The 25669-nt window shown below is 34.8% G+C and carries 13 protein-coding genes; 6 read left to right on the top strand and 7 right to left on the bottom strand.

All coding sequences use genetic code 11. The features are described 5' to 3' along the window. Window positions 1-183: 183 nt before the first annotated feature. Both gatB and AACK98_RS02190 read left to right on the top strand, forming a co-directional pair. Window positions 184-1644 (top strand): Asp-tRNA(Asn)/Glu-tRNA(Gln) amidotransferase subunit GatB, encoded by a 1461-nt coding sequence (gatB, locus tag AACK98_RS02185; protein ID WP_339041952.1) that lies wholly within the window; start codon window positions 184-186, stop codon window positions 1642-1644. A 1134-nt stretch (window positions 1645-2778) separates the two neighbouring features. Beyond that, complete coding sequence (locus AACK98_RS02190) at window positions 2779-3621, top strand: TatD family hydrolase (protein WP_339041954.1); 843 nt, start codon at window positions 2779-2781, stop codon at window positions 3619-3621. A gap of 88 nt (window positions 3622-3709) precedes the next feature. On the opposite strand, the gene virB9 is transcribed toward AACK98_RS02190, so the two are convergent. The 7 genes from virB9 to AACK98_RS02225 form a co-directional block, all read right to left on the bottom strand. Further along, window positions 3710-4567, bottom strand: coding sequence for a P-type conjugative transfer protein VirB9 (virB9, locus tag AACK98_RS02195; protein ID WP_339041956.1), 858 nt, complete (start codon window positions 4565-4567; stop codon window positions 3710-3712). 141 nt (window positions 4568-4708) lie between these two features. Continuing rightward, complete coding sequence (locus AACK98_RS02200; RefSeq protein WP_339041958.1) at window positions 4709-4981, bottom strand: flagellar biosynthetic protein FliQ; 273 nt, start codon at window positions 4979-4981, stop codon at window positions 4709-4711. A 20-nt stretch (window positions 4982-5001) separates the two neighbouring features. Then, on the bottom strand, window positions 5002-5469 hold the full coding sequence (secB, locus tag AACK98_RS02205) for a protein-export chaperone SecB (protein WP_339041960.1): 468 nt from the start codon (window positions 5467-5469) through the stop codon (window positions 5002-5004). Between the two features lie 501 nt (window positions 5470-5970). Further along, on the bottom strand, window positions 5971-6834 hold the full coding sequence (locus tag AACK98_RS02210; protein WP_339041962.1) for a hypothetical protein: 864 nt from the start codon (window positions 6832-6834) through the stop codon (window positions 5971-5973). A 408-nt stretch (window positions 6835-7242) separates the two neighbouring features. Next, window positions 7243-8697, bottom strand: a complete 1455-nt coding sequence (locus AACK98_RS02215; protein WP_339041964.1) for an Npt1/Npt2 family nucleotide transporter — start codon at window positions 8695-8697, stop codon at window positions 7243-7245. A gap of 1686 nt (window positions 8698-10383) precedes the next feature. Continuing rightward, on the bottom strand, window positions 10384-15054 hold the full coding sequence (locus tag AACK98_RS02220) for a hypothetical protein (protein ID WP_339041966.1): 4671 nt from the start codon (window positions 15052-15054) through the stop codon (window positions 10384-10386). Between the two features lie 86 nt (window positions 15055-15140). Continuing rightward, window positions 15141-20606 (bottom strand): ankyrin repeat domain-containing protein, encoded by a 5466-nt coding sequence (locus AACK98_RS02225; protein ID WP_339041968.1) that lies wholly within the window; start codon window positions 20604-20606, stop codon window positions 15141-15143. A 624-nt stretch (window positions 20607-21230) separates the two neighbouring features. On the opposite strand from AACK98_RS02225, the gene AACK98_RS02230 reads away from it, so the two are divergent. The 4 genes from AACK98_RS02230 to AACK98_RS02245 are packed head-to-tail and all read left to right on the top strand — an operon-like array spanning window position 21231 to window position 25628. Further along, complete coding sequence (locus tag AACK98_RS02230; RefSeq protein WP_339041970.1) at window positions 21231-22310, top strand: flagellar basal body P-ring protein FlgI; 1080 nt, start codon at window positions 21231-21233, stop codon at window positions 22308-22310. A gap of 3 nt (window positions 22311-22313) precedes the next feature. Beyond that, complete coding sequence (locus AACK98_RS02235; RefSeq protein WP_339041972.1) at window positions 22314-22625, top strand: hypothetical protein; 312 nt, start codon at window positions 22314-22316, stop codon at window positions 22623-22625. Between the two features lie 37 nt (window positions 22626-22662). Further along, a complete protein-coding gene (locus AACK98_RS02240) occupies window positions 22663-23127 on the top strand; it encodes a hypothetical protein (RefSeq protein ID WP_339041974.1) in 465 nt (154 codons plus the stop codon). Window positions 23128-23153: 26 nt separating this feature from the next. Continuing rightward, window positions 23154-25628: a FlgK family flagellar hook-associated protein gene (locus tag AACK98_RS02245; protein WP_339041976.1), complete on the top strand. Its 2475-nt coding sequence runs from the start codon at window positions 23154-23156 to the stop codon at window positions 25626-25628. The last annotated feature ends 41 nt before the right edge of the window (window positions 25629-25669 follow it).

The raw sequence follows: 25669 nt of genomic DNA on the forward strand, positions 1-25669 counted from the left end.
CTTTTAATCTGCTTTGCAAGCGTTACACAAACTACCGCGCTTTAGCCGGTAGTAATTGATAATGATTTTTAAAAGAGCTAGAGCTTTGTATGCTTGATTGCATTATTAATTGGTGCTAATAAACTTTTTATAGTCTTGCTAAAAGTAAAGGCTCATTTATATATAAACTAAAAACTGGTTTCTATGGCGTTACAAATTATAAAAGGAAAAACTGGAGATTGGGAAGTAATTATTGGGCTTGAAGTACATGCTCAGATTGTCTCATCTTCGAAGCTATTTTCTAATGCTGGAACAGATTTTGGTGCAGAACCAAATACGCAGGTATCATATGTTGATGCTGCAATGCCAGGAATGCTTCCAACACTTAATAAAAAATGTGTGGAACAAGCTGTGAAGACAGGTCTTGGCTTAAATGCAAAGATCAATTTGTGCTCAGCTTTTGATAGAAAGAATTATTTCTATCCTGACTTACCACAAGGATATCAGGTATCTCAGTTTTTTTATCCAATAGTTGGTAGAGGTGATGTCGAAATTGTTACGCAGGATTCTGCAGTTCGTAATGTTGGAATTACAAGAATACATATAGAACAAGACGCTGGAAAAAGTATACATGATGCTGCGCTTGGCTGCACACTCATAGATTTAAATCGAGCTGGTATAGGACTTATGGAGATTGTGACAGAACCTGATATGCGAAGCAGTGAAGAAGCTGCTGAGTTCATGAAAAAGCTGCGTTCAATTTTGAGATACCTTGGCACTTGTGATGGTGATATGGAGAAAGGTTCCATGAGATGTGACGCAAATATCTCAGTACGCACAGTCGGTAACAAAAATCTTGGGACACGTGTTGAAGTAAAAAACGTTAATTCAATAAAAAATCTAGTAAAAGCAATAAACTTTGAAGCATCAAGACAAGTCGAACTAATTGAAGACGGCTGCACTGTTGTACAGGAAACAAGGCTGTTTGACGCAGAATCAGCAAAGACAAGAACAATGAGGCTAAAAGAAGATACTGTAGACTATAGATATTTTCCGGATCCAGATCTTCTACCTCTTATTCTCACGGAAGAATATATTGAGTCTATCAAGAAAAATCTACCTGAGTTACCAGATGCAAAGAAAGCAAGGTATATCAGTGAGATGGGAATCTCAGAATATGATGCTGCAGTACTAGTGGCAGATAAAGCTGTTGCAGAATATTTTGAGAACGTTGCAAAGTCAGCTGACCCAAAGACGTCTGCTAACTGGATAGTTGCAGAACTATTTGCTAAACTTAATAAGAGCGGATTAGATATTCAAGATTCTCCTGTCTCTGCTCAAGGGCTTGCTGCACTCATCAATTTAATATCACAAGATGTGATTTCAGGAAAAATTGCTAAACAAGTTTTTGATATCATGTTTGAAGTTGGTGGCGATCCGCTTGATATAGTGAAAGAAAAGAATTTGGTGCAAGTAACTAATACATCTGAAATAGCATTATTTATCGATCAAGTAATCGCAGATAATCCTTCTGAGGTTACAGCGTATAAAGCAGGAAAAGAAAAGCTATTTGGATTCCTTGTAGGTAAAGTTATGCAAATTTCTAAAGGTAAAGCAAATCCGAGTATTGTAAATGATTTGTTGAAGCAAAAGTTAGCTGATTAACTTTCAATATGATTTTATTAAACCAAAATATGATAGATCAGCTTAGCAGTGCTGATGTTGCAAAATTAAATTATACTAATAGTTCTATGCGCTTACACTATAAGTTGTTTTTGCATTTCAACAAACATATAACATTTTCTCCACTTCTTATTGATTATAAACTATCAAAAATGTAGTAAGTAATAGAAGTATTATGTCATACTTTATTATACCTGCTACTTTTACTCTACTTATTTTAATCATATTTTAAAATAGTGTGTTCAAACTAAACAGCTTAGACAAATTTACAATTATCCAATACATACACTATTTCAAGAGGACATAATGCTATTTCCACATATAGTCTGATATATTAAATACTTGTATATTCGTCATACTTTTCAAAATTGATGCCTTTAAAGATACTCATATACTCCTGATAAATGAAGAGTTGGCATTTAGGATTTTTGATACGAAGCTATATTTCAAAAAGAGACAGAAAGAACGCCAGGCAGCGTAATCAATACATAAAGAGCGGTCTTACAAGAGTGGCCAATTTTGAAAAATATAGCGAGTATACACATGTGACATATTCTTTATGGCTCTTTTTTTAAAAGCCTAAACATGGCACTGCCTTAAGTAAGTGCACGAGCGCAGATTTTGATGGCATAATTTTTTAGAATATAAGTTCATTTCTGTGCTTGATACTTTGAGATACTTTCAAAGAAATCAACGAAGTAGTATGGAAAATTAGGACAAAAAGACTTATATAATAGACTTCTTCTTAAAACGCTTGTTCTAGCGATGCAAGTACAAGGAGCATACGAAAGCGCGAGGAAACACAAGTGCAGACGCAGTACATGAGCATCTTAAGCCAAGGATGCGACAAAGCAGTTGGCTACTGGAACAAAAGTTTTAAGAAGGAGTCTAATGACTTGGTTAACAATGCAATATACACATTTCACATTTTTTCTAACTCTTTTTTCACTCTAACTTCATATGTATATAATCAATGCCAACTCTTCATTTACCTGCGGTATACTTACTAAAAATATATCAAAAACAATTTGATCCTTTTTACTTTAACATGTCTAAAGTCGCTATATGGTTACTTTAGAATTTTTAAAAAATATAAAAATTTGTGATTTATAAAATATGTTAGTTGATAGCCATTGCCACTTAGATTTTCAGCAATTACAAAGCGATATAGAAGGTGTACTGCAAAGAGCCAAGCAAGCAGATGTTAGATTCTTGCATACTATAGGAACTAGAATAGCAGATGTAGAAAAATTACTTCTAATTGCCAAGCAACATTCATCTGATATTGATCCATCATCCAGCATTGAAAACTCTGGATTACAGATATTTTGTTCAGTTGGAGTCCACCCTTTGAATGTTATGGAAGAACTTGTTGTAGATGCTGCAGCTCTTATAAAGCTCAGTGAACATAAAAGGGTCATTGGTATTGGAGAGACAGGTCTCGATTATAGAAATGGTGGAAAATCGAGAGCTACCCAGAGACAATCTTTTATAAACCATATAAGAGCTGCGCAGCAAACAGGACTACCACTTGTAATACACACACGCGAAGCAGATCTTGATACAGTCACAATAATGAAAGAGCTCGTTGCAGATGGCCCGTTTTGTGGAGTGATACATTGCTTTACTGCAAGCGAATGGTTAGCTGAAAGTTGTTTAGAGATGGGTCTGTATCTCTCAGCATCAGGCATTATTACATTTAAAAATGCTCAGAACATAAATAATGTTTTTAAACATACTCACATGGATAGAATATTAATTGAAACTGATTCTCCATTCCTTGCACCGGTACCAAAACGTGGGCAATCAAATGAACCATCTTACCTTGTGTATACAGCTGAGCATTTAGCAAAACTACGAGGTTGCTCATATAATGAAGTGGTACAAACTACGACTAAAAATTTTTTCACGCTATTTAACAAAGCAGATCTTTGGACTAGGCATACCGCAGGTAAATGAATAGTACTTTTGGCGCGCGTACTAGTAAAAATACAGGTAATAAAAAGATTGTTTTGTTTTTCGAGATAGAACTATGGCTTATTTTGCGTTACTTTGATTCTCTCTTCTGATGATCGAGTGCTAGTGTTTTACTGCTTCCAGACATTTCTGCATCGTAGTCTTCGTTAAAGACGCATATTATATCACTACCATGTCTAAGAGTGAACCTAGAAGCGACACGTTCAATCACAACATATTGATTGCTAATTCTATAGTTTATGAGTCCTTCTGTTCTATCATTATTCACCAAGAAAATAGCAGGTAATTCTGCATTTATATCTCTAAATTTAAAATATGTGAATTCTCCATCATCAAATATTTGCAGTGGTTCAATCTCTTTGGATTTTCCGCTTATAGTGTAGTTGAAATTGTAAAGCTCAGGTTTGCTTAAATCAGGACCACTACTGGTTTGTACGTGTCTAATCGCACTATAATTTATGTCATCAGGATATACAAATTTGACTACAAACGAGAGATTTGGGTCATTTATTCCAGATGCTTCCTCAGCGTGCATTTCAAAGAAATACATACGTTTATTAGTAATGACCGTCATATTTGTCGTTGCGTCATCCTCAATTGGTTTGAGGAAAATTCTGTTTACAGCTGGAACAATTTGCCATGGAGTAGGAGTCCCCATACTGATAGTATCAATCTGCTCATCAAGAGCAAATTCTATAATTGATTGATAAGTATAGTGTCCGACAAATACAAACACTGTATTTGGTTTGTAGTTTATTATTTTGATTCTTTGTTCATTTCCAAGAGCTCTTGGTATAGCACCAGCGTGACATTCAGTGCATGAAATCACTGTATATAAGAAAAGCGTCAAAAAAAATAACAACACAGTGATGATTGTTGTCGTCAACAAGCGCTGCAAATTTTTAAAATAGTCATTTTGACAATCCATCCGCGAAGAATTCCTATACTTAATCAATTAACTTATGGCACCAATCTTGTAAAAATTTACTAAACGCAATAACAAAACATAAATGTGTATATTATAAATAAAATATAAGAGCAATATTGTAAATGTTTCAAGATAAATCAGTTATGTTTTTGTTAACCCTATTATCGTGGCGTATATCATTTCTGAAAAGTCACCCATAACGACACCAATATACGGAAGCATAATAAATAATGTTAATAACATAACAAATATCTTTGGCACAAAAGCAAGAGATGGTTCCTGTATTTGCGTCAGTGCTTGCAGAAGAGAAATGAATAGACCAACAACGAGTGCTACCAACAATAGAGGAATGGCGAGTTTAAACAATACAACCAAAGCCTCTCTGGATATATCAATTACTATTGAGGGTTCCATATAAAAACCTCTAAAATTGATTAATTGATAGTAACGTTGCCAGCACTAGAATCATTATGCTTACGTTTTTTTTCATATAACTCTAAGAAATCTATCGGCGCGATCATTAATGGCGGATAGCCACCATCTCTTGTGATATCAGAGATGATACGTCTTGCGTATGGGAATATAATGCCAGGACAATTAACCAGTAGCAACATTTCTTTTTCAGCTTCATTTGTTGTGTTGACAGTAAAAACACCGGCGTACTGAAGTTCTACCAGAAAGATGACATCGTTTTCTATGGAAGCTTTTGCCTGTATTCCGAGAATAACTTCAAATACATTGTCACCAATAGACTTAGCATTTATATCTAGATCTATCTCAACTTTTGGCTGCTCATTTTTCAAGAAGATTGCTGGAGCTTGTGGATTCTCAAAAGAAAAATCCCTAATATACTGAGTATTGACCACTATAGGTTCGCTATGTATAGCTATTTTATTATCCATAAATTAAATATCCGATATTGCCTTGTTCATATTTTTAAATCGAATATAACCTCTAGATTTGCACTTGACAATTTTATTTCTACATTTGTATGAAATTTACACTCATCTAAACGAGTTGCATATATTAATTTTGCTGCTTTAGTAGAGGCTGTAACATATCTGCCATGCAAAAGATCATTGAATTTCATATTTTGAGAACTTTAGAAAAGCCGCTCCTGACTCAATTTAAACGTTGATGTGAGTCCACAATTATAAATTAGACCTCTCTGGAAACTCACTGATAGTAACTCCAAATTATAAATTCCAGAAATAAGATTAAATCTAAACACAAATCTTTTTCGCCTATTTCTATAGCACTGTTACTAAAATAATTTTAAAAGTTTAATGATGGCGATAGCAATAAAGCTAGAGAAAGTGGAATCGAGTTTTTTTGACGGATGGAATATCTAATAGCTGAATAAAAAATCAGAATACAAAAGCTGCTTCACCTTTATACACTTATTACAACAAAGCGTTAATATAAACCATAGCCAGTGCTTTCTTGTCGCTTGAACCAAGAATCTTGAATTTGTCATATTCCTTGCTCGCGACATTTTCAAAATCTTTATCTTCTGATGTTATTATACAAAGTTTTTTTCTAACGGTTCCTCTATATTTCACTCTAGCTGTTACTTCTTGCCCTATATAGCAACCTTTTTGGTAATCAATGGCATTAAGCAGATCCATTCCTAGCTCCGCAGGGAAAAACTGCATAGGTGAGAAGTCCTTAATTATATCTGGTATTAGAAGTGAGATCCTTTTTTCTTCGTATTCTTCTAAAAATGTATTGCTACAAACTGGATAACTAAAATCAACTATAGCTCTATATCCGATTTCAGGATTTCTCGGATCACGGAAACAGGAATCTACTTCAATATGCTGAAAACTGACTACCACTTTCATTTGATTTTGTAGATCTATAATTTCTACTTTTGCGCGTAATTTATATTTTTTTAAGTAGTTAATTATATCCTCTATATACCCACTTGGGCAATCTATTAGCAGCATATCGGACTTTTCTATTATAAAAACATCATATAGCAGCTTGCCTTGGGGAGTTAGGATTAATCCATATATTGCATCAGATTCTTTTTCTTTAGATTTTTTCGTAAACTCTATTCCAGTGGTCAATTGCTTTGTCGCTCCGTATGTTCCTTGTACTTGCTTCACTGGAACAAGTTTATTCTTTGATGTTAGTTTGTATATGTCATTTGTAATAATACCTTGCAGGAAAGAATATCTATCTTCTCCTGATATTCCAAATACTGTACGTCTTTCTAAAAAGGAATATTGCATTTGCATAGAGAAAATTATGTTATAAAACAAAATGATAAATTAACGCATCGTCATAACTCTAAGAAGCAGAGGATTTATTTTGGTTGCAAGCAACCGTATCACATAAAAATATAGCAGAAAAAGTGGCAAAATTGCAAAAAACCTTATAGATTTTGTTAGACACTTAAATGCAGTGCCTAAGTAATATTTGCTAGGTACAGGACAAATTATATACCAAAAATTAGTATAAGGCCCCATCTTTGGGCTAATTTTTATACATTTAGCTTTCTTCGCAGAAATTTATTTGCACAGCAAATAAATTTTTTACGGACAGACCTTTTATAGTGTTGCAGCATTAAGAATCTAATGAAATCAGTGTATGATTTGATGTTTTTATGAAGAGAACATAAAACTTAGCATACTAGTATGCTAAGTTTTATATCAGCTTTGATTTTTACCTTATTGTTCAACATGTATTTGTTTTTCAAACTGTTTAGAAAGTCCAATAACTGCAAAGAACCATATAACAAGAATTACCATGAAGGTTGCGAAAAGTGTAGGGGCAATGCTGAGCAGAGTGGTACCAGGGAAAAATGAGAGTAGAGCCCATTGTACGAAAGCGCCGCCTGATTTCCCGAGCCTTCCACCGACAACGTCAGCTGCAGATTTACCCTTAGCTTTCAAATCATCATTAAGAGGGATATATGCTATTTCTTTTGTAGGGTCGAAGAATGAGTATTTGATAGCTTTACTTAAGACATTCTGTATAGCACCAAAATATACAGCAAGTACTACAGAGGTCGTTCCAAGTGCAACTGCATAGCCTTCAAGGCCAGACTTAAAGATAACAAACAAGAAAAATCCTATTCCAGTAAATAAAATGATAATCGGAGTAAAGACAGCAGCAGTGCGCCAGCTCAGAATTCTTAATAAATAAGAGCTGCAAAGCATAGAAATGGATGTTGCAATACCAGTATAGATTTGTACTTTTCCATTGAATGCTCCATAAGCATTAGCATCTCCTGCAAAGTGTATACTCAACATTTTCTTCCAAACTCCTTCAACTAAGTTGATGGATATGCCGTATGACAATATCAAAATTGCAATCAAGCCTATATACTTAGAAGAGAATATAAGTTGTAAACTACTCATAAGCGACATTTTTACTTTATTCTTCTTGGTAGTTGCTGGAGCATCTATTAGATCTTTTGGAAGAATGTGTTCGCTCAGATGCCAAAGGCAAAAACTTAACAAAATGCCAGAAACAACGATGGAAGCAGTGATCTTATTAAGTGTGCTTTGCCAATCGTGTGAAATCTGTATAGAAGAAAACCATGTTACGCTATATCCTGCAAGTATCAAACCTGCTTGAGCGAATAGTCCAAAGAGCGGATAAAATCTTTTTGCTTCTTTGATTTCAGTTGTTTGGTTTGCAAACTGCCAAAATAGCAGAGCAAGCATCACACTGCCCCAGAGCTCAGAAAGTATAAAAAATAGTGCATATGTCCAGTAATTTATCATCATGAAGAAATATTTAAAGTGTGGAAGACGTTCCATTAAATTACTCATGTCTGGATGTAGTTGATATGCATTAGGGTATAAGTACAAAGCGAAGAGAACAAAAAACGAGATAAAGAATATGTTAATAGCGTGATATATTGTTAACTTATGTGCAATATCGACCAGCTTTGTGTATATTAACATGGCAAGCACAGCACTTGGCAGAACGCCATAAAGCTTAATAGTGCTTACGAGTTCTGCGCTTACAAGTGATATTATAAGAACATCTTTCGTATTCCTCAAAATGCTATAAACATATATTGTTAGCATCATAAGAAGAGAAGTGAATATAAATTTCTGCCACTCATGTCTCTGTATAGGGCAATAGGATAAAACTTTAGATAAACTACTCATACAATCTATTTATTATGAATTGATAAAATCACATCTGTTATTGCCTCAGATAACGAAGTTGTACAACCAAGGTTTAATAAAGGTGGTACAAACATGTGTTTTTCTGAAGCTTTACTAGCAAAAACACTAAAGTATTTTTGCTGAAATAAGAGAGTCTCTACGAATTATTATTTATGCTATTTTTCACAAATGTTACACATACTGATAACTGTTGCGCTGTTTAATGCCTGAATCGCAAAACCGCACCTCCTTGTGTACTTATACTTTATTGCTTAAAATTTTGTGTAAATTGACTACAAGAATCTAACTTAAAAAAGAGGCTTAGCACAAAATTTGTAATAAATATTAGTAAATTAAACACACCAAACATATCTCAAATTACAAATACTAAAGAAACAATGAAGTAAAACCGCTAGCTTGTAGTTCTTTAGTAAAATATAGAATATCGAGAAGATAAAATTGCCACTCTAAGCATGAGTTGCTGATATATTTGCACCATTAAAGTTGCAAAAACTACTGTAACACAGAAAATTTGATTAAAAACAATGCAACAGCTTATGTACATGCAACCATTGATTGGAATTCAACTATCTTTTAGCGTGTTATCTTCACTTGAAAACATAAAAACGACATTAACACTAGTTAATTCATATATAAAGCTTAATTTTGATTAACAAGTATAATATGCATTTAAATTACATGAGCTTTCATAGTCCTAATTTGAAGAATATATATAATACTCGTCATCCCTCAAGAATTGACATAGTCAAAATGCCACTTATGTATGTGTATACAGCTTTGTTATTAACCAAGTCATTATGCAGGCTTTTTAGCCTAATTTTCCATATTACTTCGTTAATTGTTTTGTAAATATGTATAATATTTGAGGCAAAAATTGACTTGTACTCTAAAATCCTTGCACGAAAACACTTTATTAATAATGCCACATATACATCCACATTCTTTTGAGCTCTTTTTGAAGTCTAACTTCACATGCACATAATAAATACCAACTTTTCATTTTATCAGGAGCATATACCTACATAAGCATAGGTGCAGTATTATAGCGCTTTTTACACTATTTTCAACTTGAAATTAGTTTGGAGTTTGAAGTTGATTATTTTGATAAATTCTTCGAGCTGAGAGCTATTGAGCGTATTACAACTGATTATTGAATATTCTTAACGCTAAGCAAGATATGCTTAGTATTAAAGATATAAAAATTATTTGCTAAGTAGATATGAAGATTATGTGGTCTATCCGTCAAAAATTAGCTTTTAGACTGGCCATGCGCTAATTTTCTGATATATGATTTGTCCTGTACCTAGGGCATTTGCTGGCAAAGTCACTTTAGCAGACTCCTTTGGCCTGATTTTCAAGTATTACTTCGTTAATTTCTTCACAAATATATATAATATTTGACTTAGAAATTAACTGGCACTCTAAAAAATCATGCCATTCAAATTCATGCGCGTGCACTTACTTAAGGCAGTGCCTAGCAAATATTACTTAACAAGGTCCATAATATTTCTGGCAATTTTGCCATTTTTTCTGCTGGACTTTTGGCGCATCATAATCGCTTGCAAGCCAAGATAAATCCTATGTTTCTTAGAGTTATGACATAGGCAACTTAGTCAAGGAAGTTGGAGATATTATATATTTCCTTGACTATATCTATTGATGCTGTTAGTGATGCCGAACAGTGGCATGGTCATTATGTTTACGCATTACTTCCTCTTCGGTGTAATGTCCAACAACAGCTTTTTCTTCTTTTGTATTATGTGAAATGCGTTCATCTTTAGTATGATGGGCCAAAACAGGTTCTTCTTTTTTTACATTACTTACAATATAATCACTAACTTTTTGTGTGAATTCATTATTTAACGCCTCTGGAGGTAGGTGTATGCCTCCACTTAACATGCCACTTTTGGTATATTTTGTTTGATCATAGTATAGTCCAGCAAGGCCTGATTTCTCACGAACTCCGCCTATCATTCCAAATGTCACTCTTCCAATCAGATTTTCTATATTCACATCTCCTAAAGTCTTATGTTGTTTCTTAAGCTGTGGATCATTCAGCATATTAGCAAAAATACCCTTTAAGTGATCAGCAATCATGCTTTTATCTTCAGATCTCGTGCTATCTTTCCCTGTTTGGAAAAGTTGCTCAGCTACTTGATCAGCTAACTGATCGATTATTACGATGTTTATCTTCCCTAGCGTAAGTGCCGTAGAAAGTTTGTTAGAAAGTTTTTCTGCTAGATTATCATCTAGCGCTAAATCTGGTATATATTGAGTGCGTTGTATTATAGCAGTTTGTACTAACTTACCATATTCTGTTTCAAGCAAATCACATACGTCGCTAAGCTTTTCAGATGCTTTGATTTCGCCTTTATATTCTGTAAATATTTGAGAAAATTGCTCGGCTATTTTAGCATCCTTGGACGCTAAATTTTCTAAGAAGTTTATCATATGCATCTTGTATTTAATCTGCGTATCATCGCCTGGAAAGAGACGTCCTGCCACTTCATTTGCTATCATAACTGCGGCAGTCGCACGTTGAATATTTGTATCAAGCTCACTGGGAGCGCTAGCTGATTTTTGTACTGCTTTTTCTAAAGCATAGATATAATACTGCGAATCAGATAATTGCTTCGGATATGCTGATTCCCACCAAGCTCCAACTTGTGGAGCGAATTCTAATTTCTCTTGCTCAATTTCTCTCTGATTAGCATGAACTGCTGCGTTTATAGCATTCTTAACGCGATCTGGTAACTTATTGATATGAGATTGTAAATCTACATCACCTAAGTTATTTTTTGGTTCTATTTTTGCATAATCCTTCTCGAACTCAGTCTCATCATTTTTTACTTTCTTTTGAACATTTGTAACAATAGCTTGTAATGCTTTATTCCTTTGATTGTCTATAATTTCTAAAATAACATCTTTAGAAATATCGTTATAGTTTTCATCTTTAACAGATTTTAGTTTCTCTGGGTTTAGACCCTTGGCACGCTTCAAGAATTCCATAGGAATCGTGGCGCCTTCCAATTCAGTGCCTGTAAGGTCTAATACTGCATCATCTGCTAATTTCATTTTAGAAAAATCAGCGTCTTTCATACTCATTCCAGAGAAATCAAGGTTCTTATATTCTCCAGTAAGTTTAAGGTTGGTAGTTTCAATTTGAGCACCTTGACTTTTTTGTGCTGTTGATAGCGAATTTACTACCTGTTCAGTGATTTCAGTTCCTTCTAATTTTATACTCTTGACAGTAGATTTGCTTAGATCCAATTCTGACAATTTTCCACCTTTGAATTGTAAATCATTGACTGCAGCGCCACTGCAATTAATATGTGGTATATCTGGATTCTCAAAAACAACGCCATTCAGCTGTGCTACTAAACTTAAGTTGTTGCCTTTGTTATTTTTAAACGTGATTTTGTCTAATGAGCCTTCAGTGAATTTGACGTTATTGAGCGATGCCCCATTAAATTCTGTGTTTTGTAAATTGATCTTAGATAGCTCTAAGTCTTGGATTCCATATCGTACTTGAGCCCACTCCTGCGTTGCGCCATTGAAATATATTTTTTGAATATCTTTTATTGCATGCTTAGCACCAAGATTAGCTTTTTGAATATTTTCTCCAAGTGTTTTCCTGATATCTTTTCCGTCAACACCTGAATTAAATGAATCTGTTACAACTTTTAGTAATTCTTCATCGCCGGCATTTATATTTATATAATTCCCCAAGAACGCTTTACCTACGCGCGTGCTGACAGTATTGCCTATCGCTGACCATACATTCGGATCTATAAGGAGTTTTGCATAACTTAATCCTCCTTCTCCAACCGTTCTCAATGTGTTTGAAAAGTCTCCAGGATTTTCCAGTGCTTGCGTAATTGTTGTATTTGCAATATCAGCGCTTGGAACAAATTCAACAATGATCTGTTTTATATTAGATTTGTTCTCTCTTACGAACTCCATCATTTTTTGATCTTTTTGTATGATATCTAGAAGATCTGCAGTCTTAAAAATTAGTTTCTGCAGCGCTTCTTTCTTCTCCTGATCGTTACTTGGGTTTTGATATGTTTCGTAGAGTTTCGCCATCTCGCCGAGAGGATTCATTAAATTCACGAAAGACTTTGGAGAATCACCCATAAATGCAAAAAGTTTCGCAGGATCAAGGTTGTTAAAAACTTCTTGTATTATTGGATTACTGCCTAAAGCAAGTTTGGTGATTGTTGAGTAATTTTCTGCATTTTTAGATATACCTTTTTGTATTGGTAGATTTTTAGAGATTTCAGAGAAAGCAAGCTCTACAAGTTTTACCATAGATTCTGGTGTCATATTAGAAGTGGCATTTTGTACTGCTTCGCTGATTTCAGGATTCTCTGATATATTCATTGTTAAAAGAATGAAAGGAGAGAGCATTTGAGGATTGGCTAGTACAATGTCTACTATTTCTCTTGCTTTGAATTTATCGATGGTTTCATTAATTTGTGGGCTGAATTCTGCTGCAATGCCTTTGAAGTCATCTAAGTTGCTTGTAATAGAGTTAATCACCTGAGGGCTATTAAAAAGAGTGGAGGCGCATGTGGCACCAAGTGCAGCCATTTTTGGTGTCTCTTTATATGTAGATAAAGCATTTGAAAGTTTCTTGGTGACTTCTTGATTGCCAAGTATTTCTTGAGAGATTGATGCTATAGGACTAGCTAATTTGTTTAATTTTGTTTCCAAAGACTGATCATATGCTGCAAGCGTGCTTCTTAGTTCTGCATTATTTTCTAGCGTTTTCTGGGTATATTTCAAGAAATCTTTAACTTTATCTTGTGGTTCGATCTTTTTCTGTTCCGAATTTGCTGATTCGGTCTGTTTTTTAAGTATAGAGGTGTTGAATTCTTCTATAAGTGCTATATATTTCGCATTATCCTTTAAAGACAGAATAAAACCAAGATCATCTTGTATAATATTTTCTGGCTTTTGATTATTTGTTTTTAAAAGTTCTGCGTTCTCTTCAGCATAAGCATGTCTTCTTGCTATATGTGAAAATAACGGAACCAGTGTGTCTTGATGTTCTGTTAAGATGCGTTTTTTTGCTTCATCATCTTGAGCGAAACATTTTATTATTGCATCAATCGCGTTTTTATGATCATCTCCTGCGCAATATCTTTGTATTTTTTGCATAGGCTCGCTTGTAGTTGGCATGCTAATTATAGCAGCTGTAAGCGGAACAAAATGCTGTCCTTTTTCGCTAAAAAACTTACTCAAATCTTTATTATCTTTTAACACTTCAAGTGTATTGTGTGCAACTTCATCTATTTTGCCACTGTTCAGACCATCTAAGATTGCTTGCGCTTTTTCAGCGTCTTTGAGCGCTGGTGTGATGACATCCATGATTTCAGGATTACAATGAAATTTTTTCATTGCTTCACTGACGCCAAAAACTTCAGTGCTAACAGCTTTTGCTGTATTCGTGATAGATTCAGGATGATTTTGTACGTGTTCTTTGAGCTTGGTATCACTGTTTATAATTTTTACACCCTGGGTAGCCCAGCTAAATAGCCCTTCTTTATTGAGTCTTCTAACAAACTCATGTAACTCTCCAGGATCTTTTACAAATGCTCCAGCATGTTGCAATAGAACATCTCTTTTTCCATCAGCTCCAAAATCGACATCAAGGCCAAACTTCTTTAACATTTCTTTCGTACCATCGCCTTTAGCTGTGTCTACAATAAACTGTCCTATTCTTGCATTATGCTTCTTTAAAAAAGCTGTCATTTCTTTATCATCTTTCATCATCTCTAGAACATCTTCTGCTCTAGCCATAGGATCTAATTTTCCAGCAACGGAGTCTTTGGCAATATTCATAAATTTCCCAAAGTTCTGCGCGTTAGCGAGAATAGATAACAGTGCAAATCCACCATCTTTTAGAGCTTCTTTTGTATCTTGTACTAGTCCTGAAAATACGTTTGTGATATTGTCAACTGCGTCTTTATTTTTTGCATCACTCAAGAATTCTTGAAGTATTTTTTGCGTCTTCTCGCTAGATAGAAATTCTTTTGTATTGTTAGGGTCTGATAAGGTCTTGCCGAGCTTAATTAGTTCAAAAGTATGTATAGGATGCATAATAGCAAATGTACAAAACTCAAGAAGTACTTTTAAAGCACTGAACATGGACTTTAATGTATTACCTTCTTGTCTTTCATGATAAAACTGAGCTGCATCTTGTAAGATGTTTCTAGCTATATACCCATTTTTTACAAGTAAGCTATCAAGAGCATCTAATGCTTTGTTTGTTATTGCACCGCTGTGTTGTTCTTTTACTTGCTTATTTTGTGCTATGTGATTCTCTGGCATAAAACCTCTTGATATAATCATGATAAGAAAAAATTATAAGAGTTTAAATTTCGTTATGATCTTAATTTATGCATAAATTGAGTTGATCATATAGATTGTTGTATAAATCCTTGTTGTTCAGCAAGAAGTTTATCTTTAAATGCCATACTTGTCATTTGTTCTTGAGTATTGCCTGACAACATATCTAAATAATATAAATCAGATTCGCTAACGTTTTCGTCATCAAAAGTAGCTCCTAATTTATACATTCTAAATTTGCGAGTTGCATATTGCTTAGTAATGGATTGATTAACTTGGAATGTTGCATTTGCTTTTGTGCTGCAGTCATCTGCTACATCGATATTTTGTTGTTGTTCAGATATACTGCTGTCAGTAAGCCATTTTGCTCCCTTATATAGTCCGTAAGCTGCTGCTATGCCGCCGCCAACACCTGCAAGAGAAAGCGCTGTAGATGTTGTCCCATAATACAAAAGAGGTGATGCAACACTAAGTGTTAAATCTTTTTCCATTGTAGTGAAAGTAGCAAGGCGTGCACCAATGTTTGCAAGCATTCCGGCAGAATATGCTATTTTTTCGGCAACTTCTTCTTTTTCTGTATTGCTGCCACACAAATAATTAAAGTAACTGACAATTTTGCTGAATGTTCCTTCTTCTTTATCATGTGCTTGAAGAGATTTCATATTGGGCTCTTCCGTTTGCGCTATTTGGATTGTATTATTTCTATTTCCTTCAAATTTTTCCAATATTCTGCGTCTTTCTTCTGTAGATGCTATTGCATTTTGCAGCAATTGTTTGCTTGGCTTAATCCCTGGTATAATTTTTTTGAGCAAATCCTTTATTTGTAGCTTGAAAGCTGCAAGCAAACTGATATGTGTTTTGTAATCTATCTCTTTTTTATATTCATCCAGGAAAGCTTGAGCATTATGCATTATCTTTGTATCTGCTATTATCTCTCCACCTGCTATTTTTTGAAGTAAACTCTTAAAGCCTTCCTTTGTACCTTTTGTCAAATCTATAGCATCATCTTTTAGCATCAAGTCAATTGTAACATATCTATTTTGATCATTAATGCTTTTACAGACATCTTTAAAGTTGTCTCGAAAGTCTTTAACTTGCATTTTACCTAGTGTTTCGGTAGTGACATTGAACGTTAAGCTTCTGTCAGCTCGCACTATTTCATCTGCTACTCTTTCAAGGCCTCTCCTAGTCCATGGAAGAAGATTGCTATTTTGTAGAACATTTTGAATGTGTTGGTATTTATACAGTAAATCATTGTGTATTTGCCATTTTGCTGCATTGTTTATATTTGCATTTTTCAAAACATTTTCAAGGTCACTTGCAGTTGCAATACTTTGTTTCCCGTTTTCATACTGAGGTGCTTTATTTATCGCATTTTTCAGTGCATCGCCTGCAATTACTCTTCCAAATTTATCTATATGATAATTACCTATGATTGGAAAGCCATTTAAGTCTATCTTATTGTCTGTTACGTATTTTGCTATTGTTTTAGTAATCAGATCGCCAAAAGTATTTCCGACTTCTGTTGCTGTATTCCAAGCGATACCAGCCGAACCAATCCTTTGTAATATAGGATTGAACATAAGTAAAAAGTGGTTTGCTAGGGTTAAAAGACTTGTTTTCATCATGATAAGCAGCATTTTAGTGGTAAAAGCTTCGCTGTTTTTACCGAATAATGGGTCTGCGCCCCGTCTTATTAATTCAGCTGCAATTTGTTTATCACATCGCCATATAAGCTTTTCTGTAGGATTTTCTAGTGCAGTGGTGGCATCTTTTATACTACTGAATTGCTGAGTCCAATCTTTGTAAGCTGTGATCATGAGGGCGCTCATGCCGGAACTATTAGTTTGATTTACATTGACTCTTGGATCATTCAGTATACGTCTTATAACTTCGCGGTTACCGAGCGCGCATGCAATCATCAATGGTGTGCTGCCGTTTTTTTCACATGCATTTAGATCTAATTCTTTTCTTGCGAGCAGAGCGTCAATTTTACTTAAGTCTTGACTTGCTATAGCCAGCATTAATGGAGTGATTCCATGCTTGTTGCTTGCATTGACATCTAGACCTTTTTCTATAAGAATTTTGAGTATGTTATCAATTCCAGGTTTCATTGAAGCTGCACTATAATGAAGAGCTGTATTGCCGTCATAATTTGTAAGTGTTTTAAGCATTTCATCGCTAATTTGTGTAATGCCAGAGACATACTCAATTACGTCTGCATTGCCTCCAGAATATGCAGACATCAAGAGCTTAGAATCGTCTTGAAAATCATTTATACCTTCTAGAATCTGTTTGACTGTTTGACCGTCACAGTGAGCTGCAATATAATGTGCTGTGCTAGCGCCTGTTTTATCTTTCTCGTTAATTTTGTATTCTTCTATCCTCACTTTCCCGGTTAGTTGTTTTATTACTTTGATATATTGTTCAGGGTCTTTTGCAAAATTCATTGCTGCGATTGCTAGTGAATGACATCCGTATTCATTCTTTGCAAGTGGTGATGCATTATTATTATCTAGTAATGTTTGCACAGAAGCACAATCTCCTGCTGCACAAGCTAGCATTAAGAGGCGATCTTTAATATGTGAAGGGTATTTGGATTTACATATATTGTTTATAATATTTTTTCTGATAGATCCAATAGATTCATGTTGACTCAATATTGGATCATTATATAAGACCTCAGCAATGCTGATATTTCCTACGTCATGGTGTGAGAACTCTTTTGATAAATCTACACCATCTTTTTCTAGCAAAACTTGTATGATATCGATATAGGGCTTATTGAGATCTTTTATATCTTTTTTGGCATCTGTTGCGCCTTTTGTTGTATCCTCTTGATTATTTCTTAAAGCATTATATGCCATCATAATAGGTGGTATTTCGGAGATTTGATCGCCATTTGTTGTTATTCCACAATTTAAATTTATGTTTTTGAGTTTTATAAGACCCATTACAACATCACTTGCACCATGCGCACATACCATTCCCAAGATAGAAGTATGAGCGTACGATCTAGATTTTTCTTTGCCTGGTGCGATAATACGTTCTTCTCTTTGAATGTTAACGTCTATCTCAGGCTTTTGTGCTATTTGAACTAAATTTGATATTTTGTCTGATGATGAATTTGTATTATTGTTCAATTTGTGACGCATGTATATTGTGTATGTATCAAACATCACATCATATAACTCTTGCTTATCAATTGTTGTTTCCTTTATGATGCGATGGACGATCTCTTGTCTTCTCATGTCTCGATTGTTTGAGGCAATTGCATCTTTTAAAAAATTTTTGCTGTTTCTTACTTTGTTCAATATAGCATCTATAGTTGCATCGTTTGGAAATATTAAGCTTGCCTTGTTATCCGTAAGCGCAACTAAAAGTAAATCTCTTATATTTTTTTCTGTAGCAACTTCTGGGATGCTGAGTAAATACTCAGCTATGCCAGAGCTTATAAAACCATCTTTATCTGCAAGGTATGCCAGCAAGAGGTGATTGATTTGTGTTTGATGAAGTTCTTTTGCCCAATTAAAATCTGCATGATTAATTATGCACTTTGCAATTTCTAATTTATTTTCTGTGTTTGAACCGCAAAGCAACATGAGCGGAGTAAAACCTTGATTATTTTTAGTATTAATTTGTTTTGCAGTGCATTGTAGTGCATCTCTTACATCTTCCATTATCCCGCAAACAGCGGTAGCATGTAGTAGCGTGTTGTCATTCTTGTCAACTGGTTTAATATCGGTGTTTAGATTTGCAATCATTTGAATATACTCAATAGAGCAGCCATTTTTATATAGTTCTAGCAAGTCTGATGTGAATTGCTTTGTTTTTTTCTGCAATGCTTTTATTGTAAGCTGAGATTCTACATTAAACAGTATTTCATGCTTTTTATATGCTGGTGTAGATTGTAAGGATATTTTTTGTACAAGCGCTGTAATCAATTTCTCACTTAGCATGTTCTTCTTATGTAATTCCGTTATTGATGCATGAAAAATTTCATCTGTAGTCTGTAAAAGCTCACCTGCAAATTGATTTTCATCGCTTATCTTGAATCCTTTTGTGCGTATTAACCTCTTTATTAGGTTTAGATCTTGAAATTTTGCAAGTGCTTTGAACAAAGCTGCGTCCTGATTAAGCGATCCTTTTAAATTGAATATTTTTAAAAGTGGCGCTGTGAAAGAATTGATCAAACCTTTGTCTTGCATGGATATATCATCTAGATTTATCACTTCTGCTTTAAGCGCTGCTTTTAGAATCTCTTTATCTTCTGTACTTTGAAACTTTTGCCATAATAAATTTATCTGCTTTTTGTCAAATTTGTCTTCATTATGTTCTTCAGAGTTCAAATTTTGTCGCCAGAAGCAGTGTGCCATGATGGTTTTTGCGTATTTTAGTGGCGCTTGTATAAAAGATTTTTTGTTTCCATGTTGTTCTATGAACTTTATAAAGAGACTATGATAATCCTTGATCGATATAAATTGCGTTGTTAAATCTTTTTTGAGAACAATGGAGAGGATTTCTCGCATTTTATCTTCTTTCATCTTTGATAAAATAGTCATTAGAGGTTTTGAGATTGACCTTAGGTCATCGAAATTATCTTTACTCCACCTCTGCAATACATAACGTATCAATATTGTTGCTGTATCTGGAATTTCGTTAAAAGCAGCTATAGTTTCTAGTGCTTCTTTGGCGTCATATTGTGCTAAGGTATATGTTTTATTGTTTAATAAAGATTCAATAAGCTCAAGGTCTGATGATGTTTCGCTACCTGCAAATAAATCATATAGCAAATTGCTTGCTAGTTTATTAAGATCACCATTCTTTAAAAGTGTAAGTAACAAACTTCTTATTTCTGCTTGATCGTCATTATCATCTTTGTGGAATATGCTATAGTTTTGAATCTTATAAATCAGATTTTTTAACGGGCTTATGTTCTTTTCATCAATATTATCATCATACAGACTTGTGGCTCTCATTTTTATGTCTGTTTTAAAAGACAAATCGATTTCTGGAAATTGGTTAAATAGTAGAAGCGCAGATTTTTGATATCCATCTCTTACAGCTTTTTCAAACATTGCTTGAGCTATTTTTGGATCAATACCACCTGCTAACTTAAACAATCTAGGAAGCAAATCTGTCACTTTATTTGCTGCAAGAAGGTTAATATAATCTCTTTCGTTTAGCTTATCTTTAATAATTTGAAAAAATTCCTCTCTATCTTCTTGCTTTTCTTGCAATAGTATATTTGCAAGGGCGTTATGCGAATCCTTCTTATTTACTGAATGCAGGTTTGCACATTCACTCTTGAGTATTCTTTGAATTATCTCTTTATTTTGTGTTGCAAATGCTAGATCCAGTAGAGATTCGTCTACTCGTTTTGCAGCTTCTTGAAGATCTTGTGTTCCTTTATACCCTGTTGGTGATGGCGAATTTAACCATACATCAATGTTTTGGATGTCTCCGTTTTTTATTGCTTTACTAATATATCCATAAGCATCAAATCCTATCACGCGTTTTATGATATCATTCATAAGCCCTTGCCTCACCCATAATTAGTTTTTCCATGTTGGTTGGAATGAGCAGAGTATATAGATATAACCACATGGAAAATGATAGTCCATTCTGGAGTATCGTCTTCACACTTACTTTTCACATTCTAAGTAAGATAATTTCATAATTTGTTTACTAAATAAACAAATTATTTTCCCGTTAAAGGAACTCTACACTTTTGGCTTAATTACATTACTAGGTATCAAATTTTGATATCATAGATTGTACAAAGTTACATTTTAAGGATGTATTAAAATAACACAAGTTGCAAAATTTATAATTGGTGCCTCGTCTAAATATGTGCGAAAATTAAGTCAGTAACAGTCTTTCTAAAGCTTTCGAAATATAAAATCCAACTATTTTGGTAGAGTAGATATGTTGCAAGCCACTACTAAAGTGGCGATACGGTAAATCAACCCTTTATTTATTAGAAGTATACATACACTTATTAATAACCAGAATATATTCTTTTTACAACTTTTGTTTTGCAAGACTTCACCGCTGTTTTTTGTAAGTTGAGCTTGATCATTTATCTAAATAATGCATAAGATGAAGATTGTTCATTATTTAAGGTTGTTATGCTCAGTATGTTTATTCGGAGATTTATGTCAAGATTCATAATCTTTGCTGCGATGCTTTCTATGTTCCTCTGTTTTTCATACCGCTCTACGGAAGCAGCTAAGATAAAAGATATAGTCGCTTTTGAGGGAATTCGGGACAATGTGCTTGTTGGATATGGATTGGTTGTTGGATTAAACGGTACTGGAGACAATTTGAGGAATTCAGCGTTCACTGAGAAGGGGTTTGTTGATTTTTTAGAGAAGCTTGGAATTAATACTAGAGGAGCAAATCTTAAGACTAGAAACATCGCGGCAGTAATGGTGACGGCAAGCCTTCCACCATTTTCCAGAACTGGAAGTAGAATCTCTGTGAATATTAGTACGCTTGGTGATGCAAAGAGTTTAAGAGGTGGTACTCTTGTTGCTACTCCTTTACTTGGCGCAGATGGTAATGTTTATGCAGTTGCTCAAGGAACTGTGAGTCTTGGTACACCAACTGATTTTGATCCAGTGGTTAGTAAGTCAAAGTTTACTCCAACGTCTGGCTATGTAAATAGCGGCGCTATAGTAGAGCGTGAGCTGGACTTCTCACTGAATTCTCTAGGAGAAGTCAGACTAGCTCTGAGGAATCCTGATGTAACAACAGCAAGGATAATATCAACAGCTATAAATAACTCGCTTGGTGAAAATTTGTCTACTGCGACCGATCCAGGAACAGTCAAAGTTGTTGTTCCAGTCGAATATCTAAACAATGTGCTTGGACTTCTTGCGGATATAGAAAATTTAGAGGTGGAACCGGAAAGTATTGCAAAAGTTGTCATAGATGAAGCAAGCGGCACCATAGTTATTAGCGATAATGTCAGAATTAGTTCAGTTGCAATTTCTCAAGGTAATTTGATTGTTAAAGTGCAGGATGATGAACGACTTCTCAGTCTAATAATTAATAAAAAAGATGAAGAAGCTATTATGCCTGGCACGAAACTTGCTGTAATGGAAGAGGCTACTAGCTTGAGTGATTTGGTGAAGGGGTTAAATGCACTAGCTGTTAAGACGCAAGATCTTGTTGCGATATTAAAATCCATGCAACAGGCAGGTGCCTTGCAAGCTACTATAGAGGTGAGGTAGATTATGAGTGATATTATGACTGTTGGAATCGCTGCAATTGATAGTAATTCGAAAGAAAGCTCGCTTGGCGAAAGTGGTGTACGTGAAGCAGCAAAGTCTTTGGATAAGGTGTTTCTTTCTATGTTTTTAGAGCGCGCTTGGAAGAGTGAAGGTATGGGAGATGAGGATCCTGCTTTGCAAAGCTTTGTGAGTAAAATGCATGTGGATATAATGAGCCAACATATAGTAGATAGCGGCGGAATTCTTACAAATGCTATAGAAAAACAGTTGTCCGTTCAGCATTATAATGAAGCTTCTTTAAGAGCTAAAGGATGAAAATAATTAACTTGTAAACTTAGTATTTGTGTTAGTTATGAAAGATATAGATTCTATTAGAGGTAATGTAGTAGGTGATAAGATGCTGGAAAAAGCCATGAGGCATCTGATCAGTCTGCTGAAAGTTGAATATGATCTTTTGATTCAGAATAGAATTAATGAAGTGATAGCTGTACAAAATAAGAAGAATGGAGTGCTGAAATTTCTAGATGCGCAGAGTGCTCTTCTAAGTGGTCTTTTAGAACGTGGTAGCTTGCATGAGAATATAGGTAAGACGCGCTGTGCTGAAATAAAGGAGCTTGCTATAGAGCTACAAAAAAATATTAACACTGTGAAGTCTGTTCTAGAAAGCAAGATATATATAAATGAAATGATGCTGAAAGCTGTACAAGAAGTCTTAGCAAAGAGTAGCCCTCGAAACAATATAAATTATAAAGCAAAAGGCAAGCATGTGAGCGGAAGCGAGAATCAAGGATATGTGGTGATGAGTGAGAGTGTTTAACTTTTATTTTTCTTAGTAGGTTTGATATGAGCGTAATTGGGAATTCTTTTATTAATGCAGTTGGAGTAAATCAAAAAGAGTCAGATGTCAGGCAGCAGAATATTGCTTATTCTAAGAGCACAAGTCGCGGTAGAATGGATATTCAGGAGAAGAGAGTTGCTGGAACTTCCAGTATAGTTGCATCTGTGAATTCGGTGTTAAACGAGTTTTTGCAACAAGATGTGTTATCTGCCAATTCTGAATCCAAGAGTCTTGGTTTATTATCTGAGCTTTTTCAAGAGAGAATTAGTCCTATAATAGCTAGAGATGGAGATGGTAAAAGTTTACAGGTATTATTTGGTGAGCTTTTTACATCGATCAGAAGCTTAGAAGCTCAACCTACAGAACAAGTACTAAGAGAAAAAGTATTAAATTCGTTAGACAAATTCTCATTTGCGATCAAAGAGAAATCTAAAGCGCTATACGACATACGTTTCGAATTAGATCAAAGTATTGTAAATGATATAAAAGCTGCAAACGATGAAATAGAAAGCATAAAACATATGAGAGAGAGTTTAATGCTGTCTGGTAGTGATGTGGAATCTGCAAATCTGAAGAACGATATTGCTGAAGCTTTCGATAGGCTTTCTAAGTATATACCAATTAAGGTCTATACTGATCAAGATAATATACCATCAGCTCAGTTGGTTACAGATCAGAGTAATTCCGATCTATTTTCTCTAGATATCTCATATTATTTAGGCTACCAGAGCATGAAATCAGTACAGCATATTATAGATGATAAAGAATTTTCTCCTGTTACTTTAGAGAAAGTTATGCATAGAGGATTTACGCTTCCTGCTAGTGATATAGTATCCGGTGGAACAAGTGCAAGTGTAATAAGTCATGTTAAGGGTGGTATTATAGCTACAAAGATTGAAATGATACATAAAGAGCTTCCAAGGTTGATAGATCAGTTGGATCAGCTAGCATATAACTCTCAAAATCTTGTGAATAGCGCGCACAATAAAGGGACAGGTTATCTGCCAGCACCAGAGCTGACATCAACAAGACTTATGAGCGTAGGAGATGTGATAACTGCTTCTGGTAAAGCAATTATGGCACTTGTTGGTTTAGATGGTCTGCCTTTAAAGGAGATGCGGAGTAATGGTGATACATTTATTCCTCCACTTATTATAGACTTTGATAAGTTGGATTTTGGACAGGGCATAGGGCAGCTGCGCGTGCAAGATATAATGAATATTATCAATAGGTATTTTGGAGATGAGCTATCTGGCAACAAAAGGGCTGAGCTTGGCGTGAGTAATAATGTTCTTTCTGACGTCAAGTTGTATTCAAAGAATCAAGATATGCAGGTCGGCTCCACTTTTTCCTTAGGAATTGAGTTAAGTAATTATTCACTAGCTGATATCGGTTTTGAAATTAAAGGCTGCACTGTGAAAAATTCTCTTGGTGTTAGTATACCTGTTAATTTCGATTCTAAGAAGCACGTGGCTGAAAAAGGAGGTCCTCACAGGATAGAACTTGCTGCATCATTTGTGCCGACTTCTTTAGATTATCCTTATGAAGTGGCCATTGATGTTGAGGTCAATGAGGGTGATGAGTCAATAACTAGAACTTTGACGTATAAGATAAATGATCCATCTTCATATAATCTAGGGCTAAGCGGGTTAAATGAGTTTAAATTTTCTATTGATAGTATGTCAGGGCCTTATGGGCCAGGTTCACGCGTTGCTCCACCATTGCTTGGCAAGGAAGGGGTGATAGCCTCTTTGATAGATAAAAATAATGCTGCGCTCGCAGATAATGACACAACACAAAATGGACGATTGACTCTGAAGTCTGGAAGTGATAAGTGGCGTTTTGCTATATATCAAGATAGTAGCTCACTCAGTGGAGTAAGTGGCAATGGAAAGACTTTACAAGGCCTTGGACTAAGTGGATTTTTTGGTTTGAATGATCTTCTAGTGAGAGGTGATAGTGATATAGCCCTTTGGCATGCCGTGAGGAATACAGCGCTAAACATCAAAGTGAGAGATGATATTGCAAGAAATCATGCTTTTTTTTCAGGAGCGAAGCTGGAAAAATTTGTTGAGCATGGAAATAAGGATGAGGCAACAACATCTACTCCACTTTATTCAGTGAGCACAGGTGATAGTCATAATGTGCATGAGATTGCAAAAGCTATTGATACACGTGTTGAATTTGTGTCACAAAGTGACGGTGATGTTTTGTATGCCAGTCTTTTAGAATATTCGCAGCAAGTTGTTGTTTCAGTAGCAAGCAAAGCATCTAGGTATGCTGCTAAGAAGATAGAGAGTGATAATAGAGAGGTAAACCTAAGATCAGCTTTGCATGAGAAAAGTGGTATAAGCAAGGAAACTGAGATGATCAAGATAATGGAGGAGGCTCAAGTGATGTCTTTTCAACTGTCTGCTACTCAGAAATCCATTCAGGTTATGGATAATATAATAAGAGTAATATCTAGCGTCTCTGTATAGATTTTTATTATTATGCATGAACGTTGATTAAAAAAGATAGC

The sequence above is a fragment of the Candidatus Lariskella endosymbiont of Hedychridium roseum genome (assembly GCF_964020185.1).
Classification (GTDB): Bacteria; Pseudomonadota; Alphaproteobacteria; order Rickettsiales; family Midichloriaceae; genus Lariskella.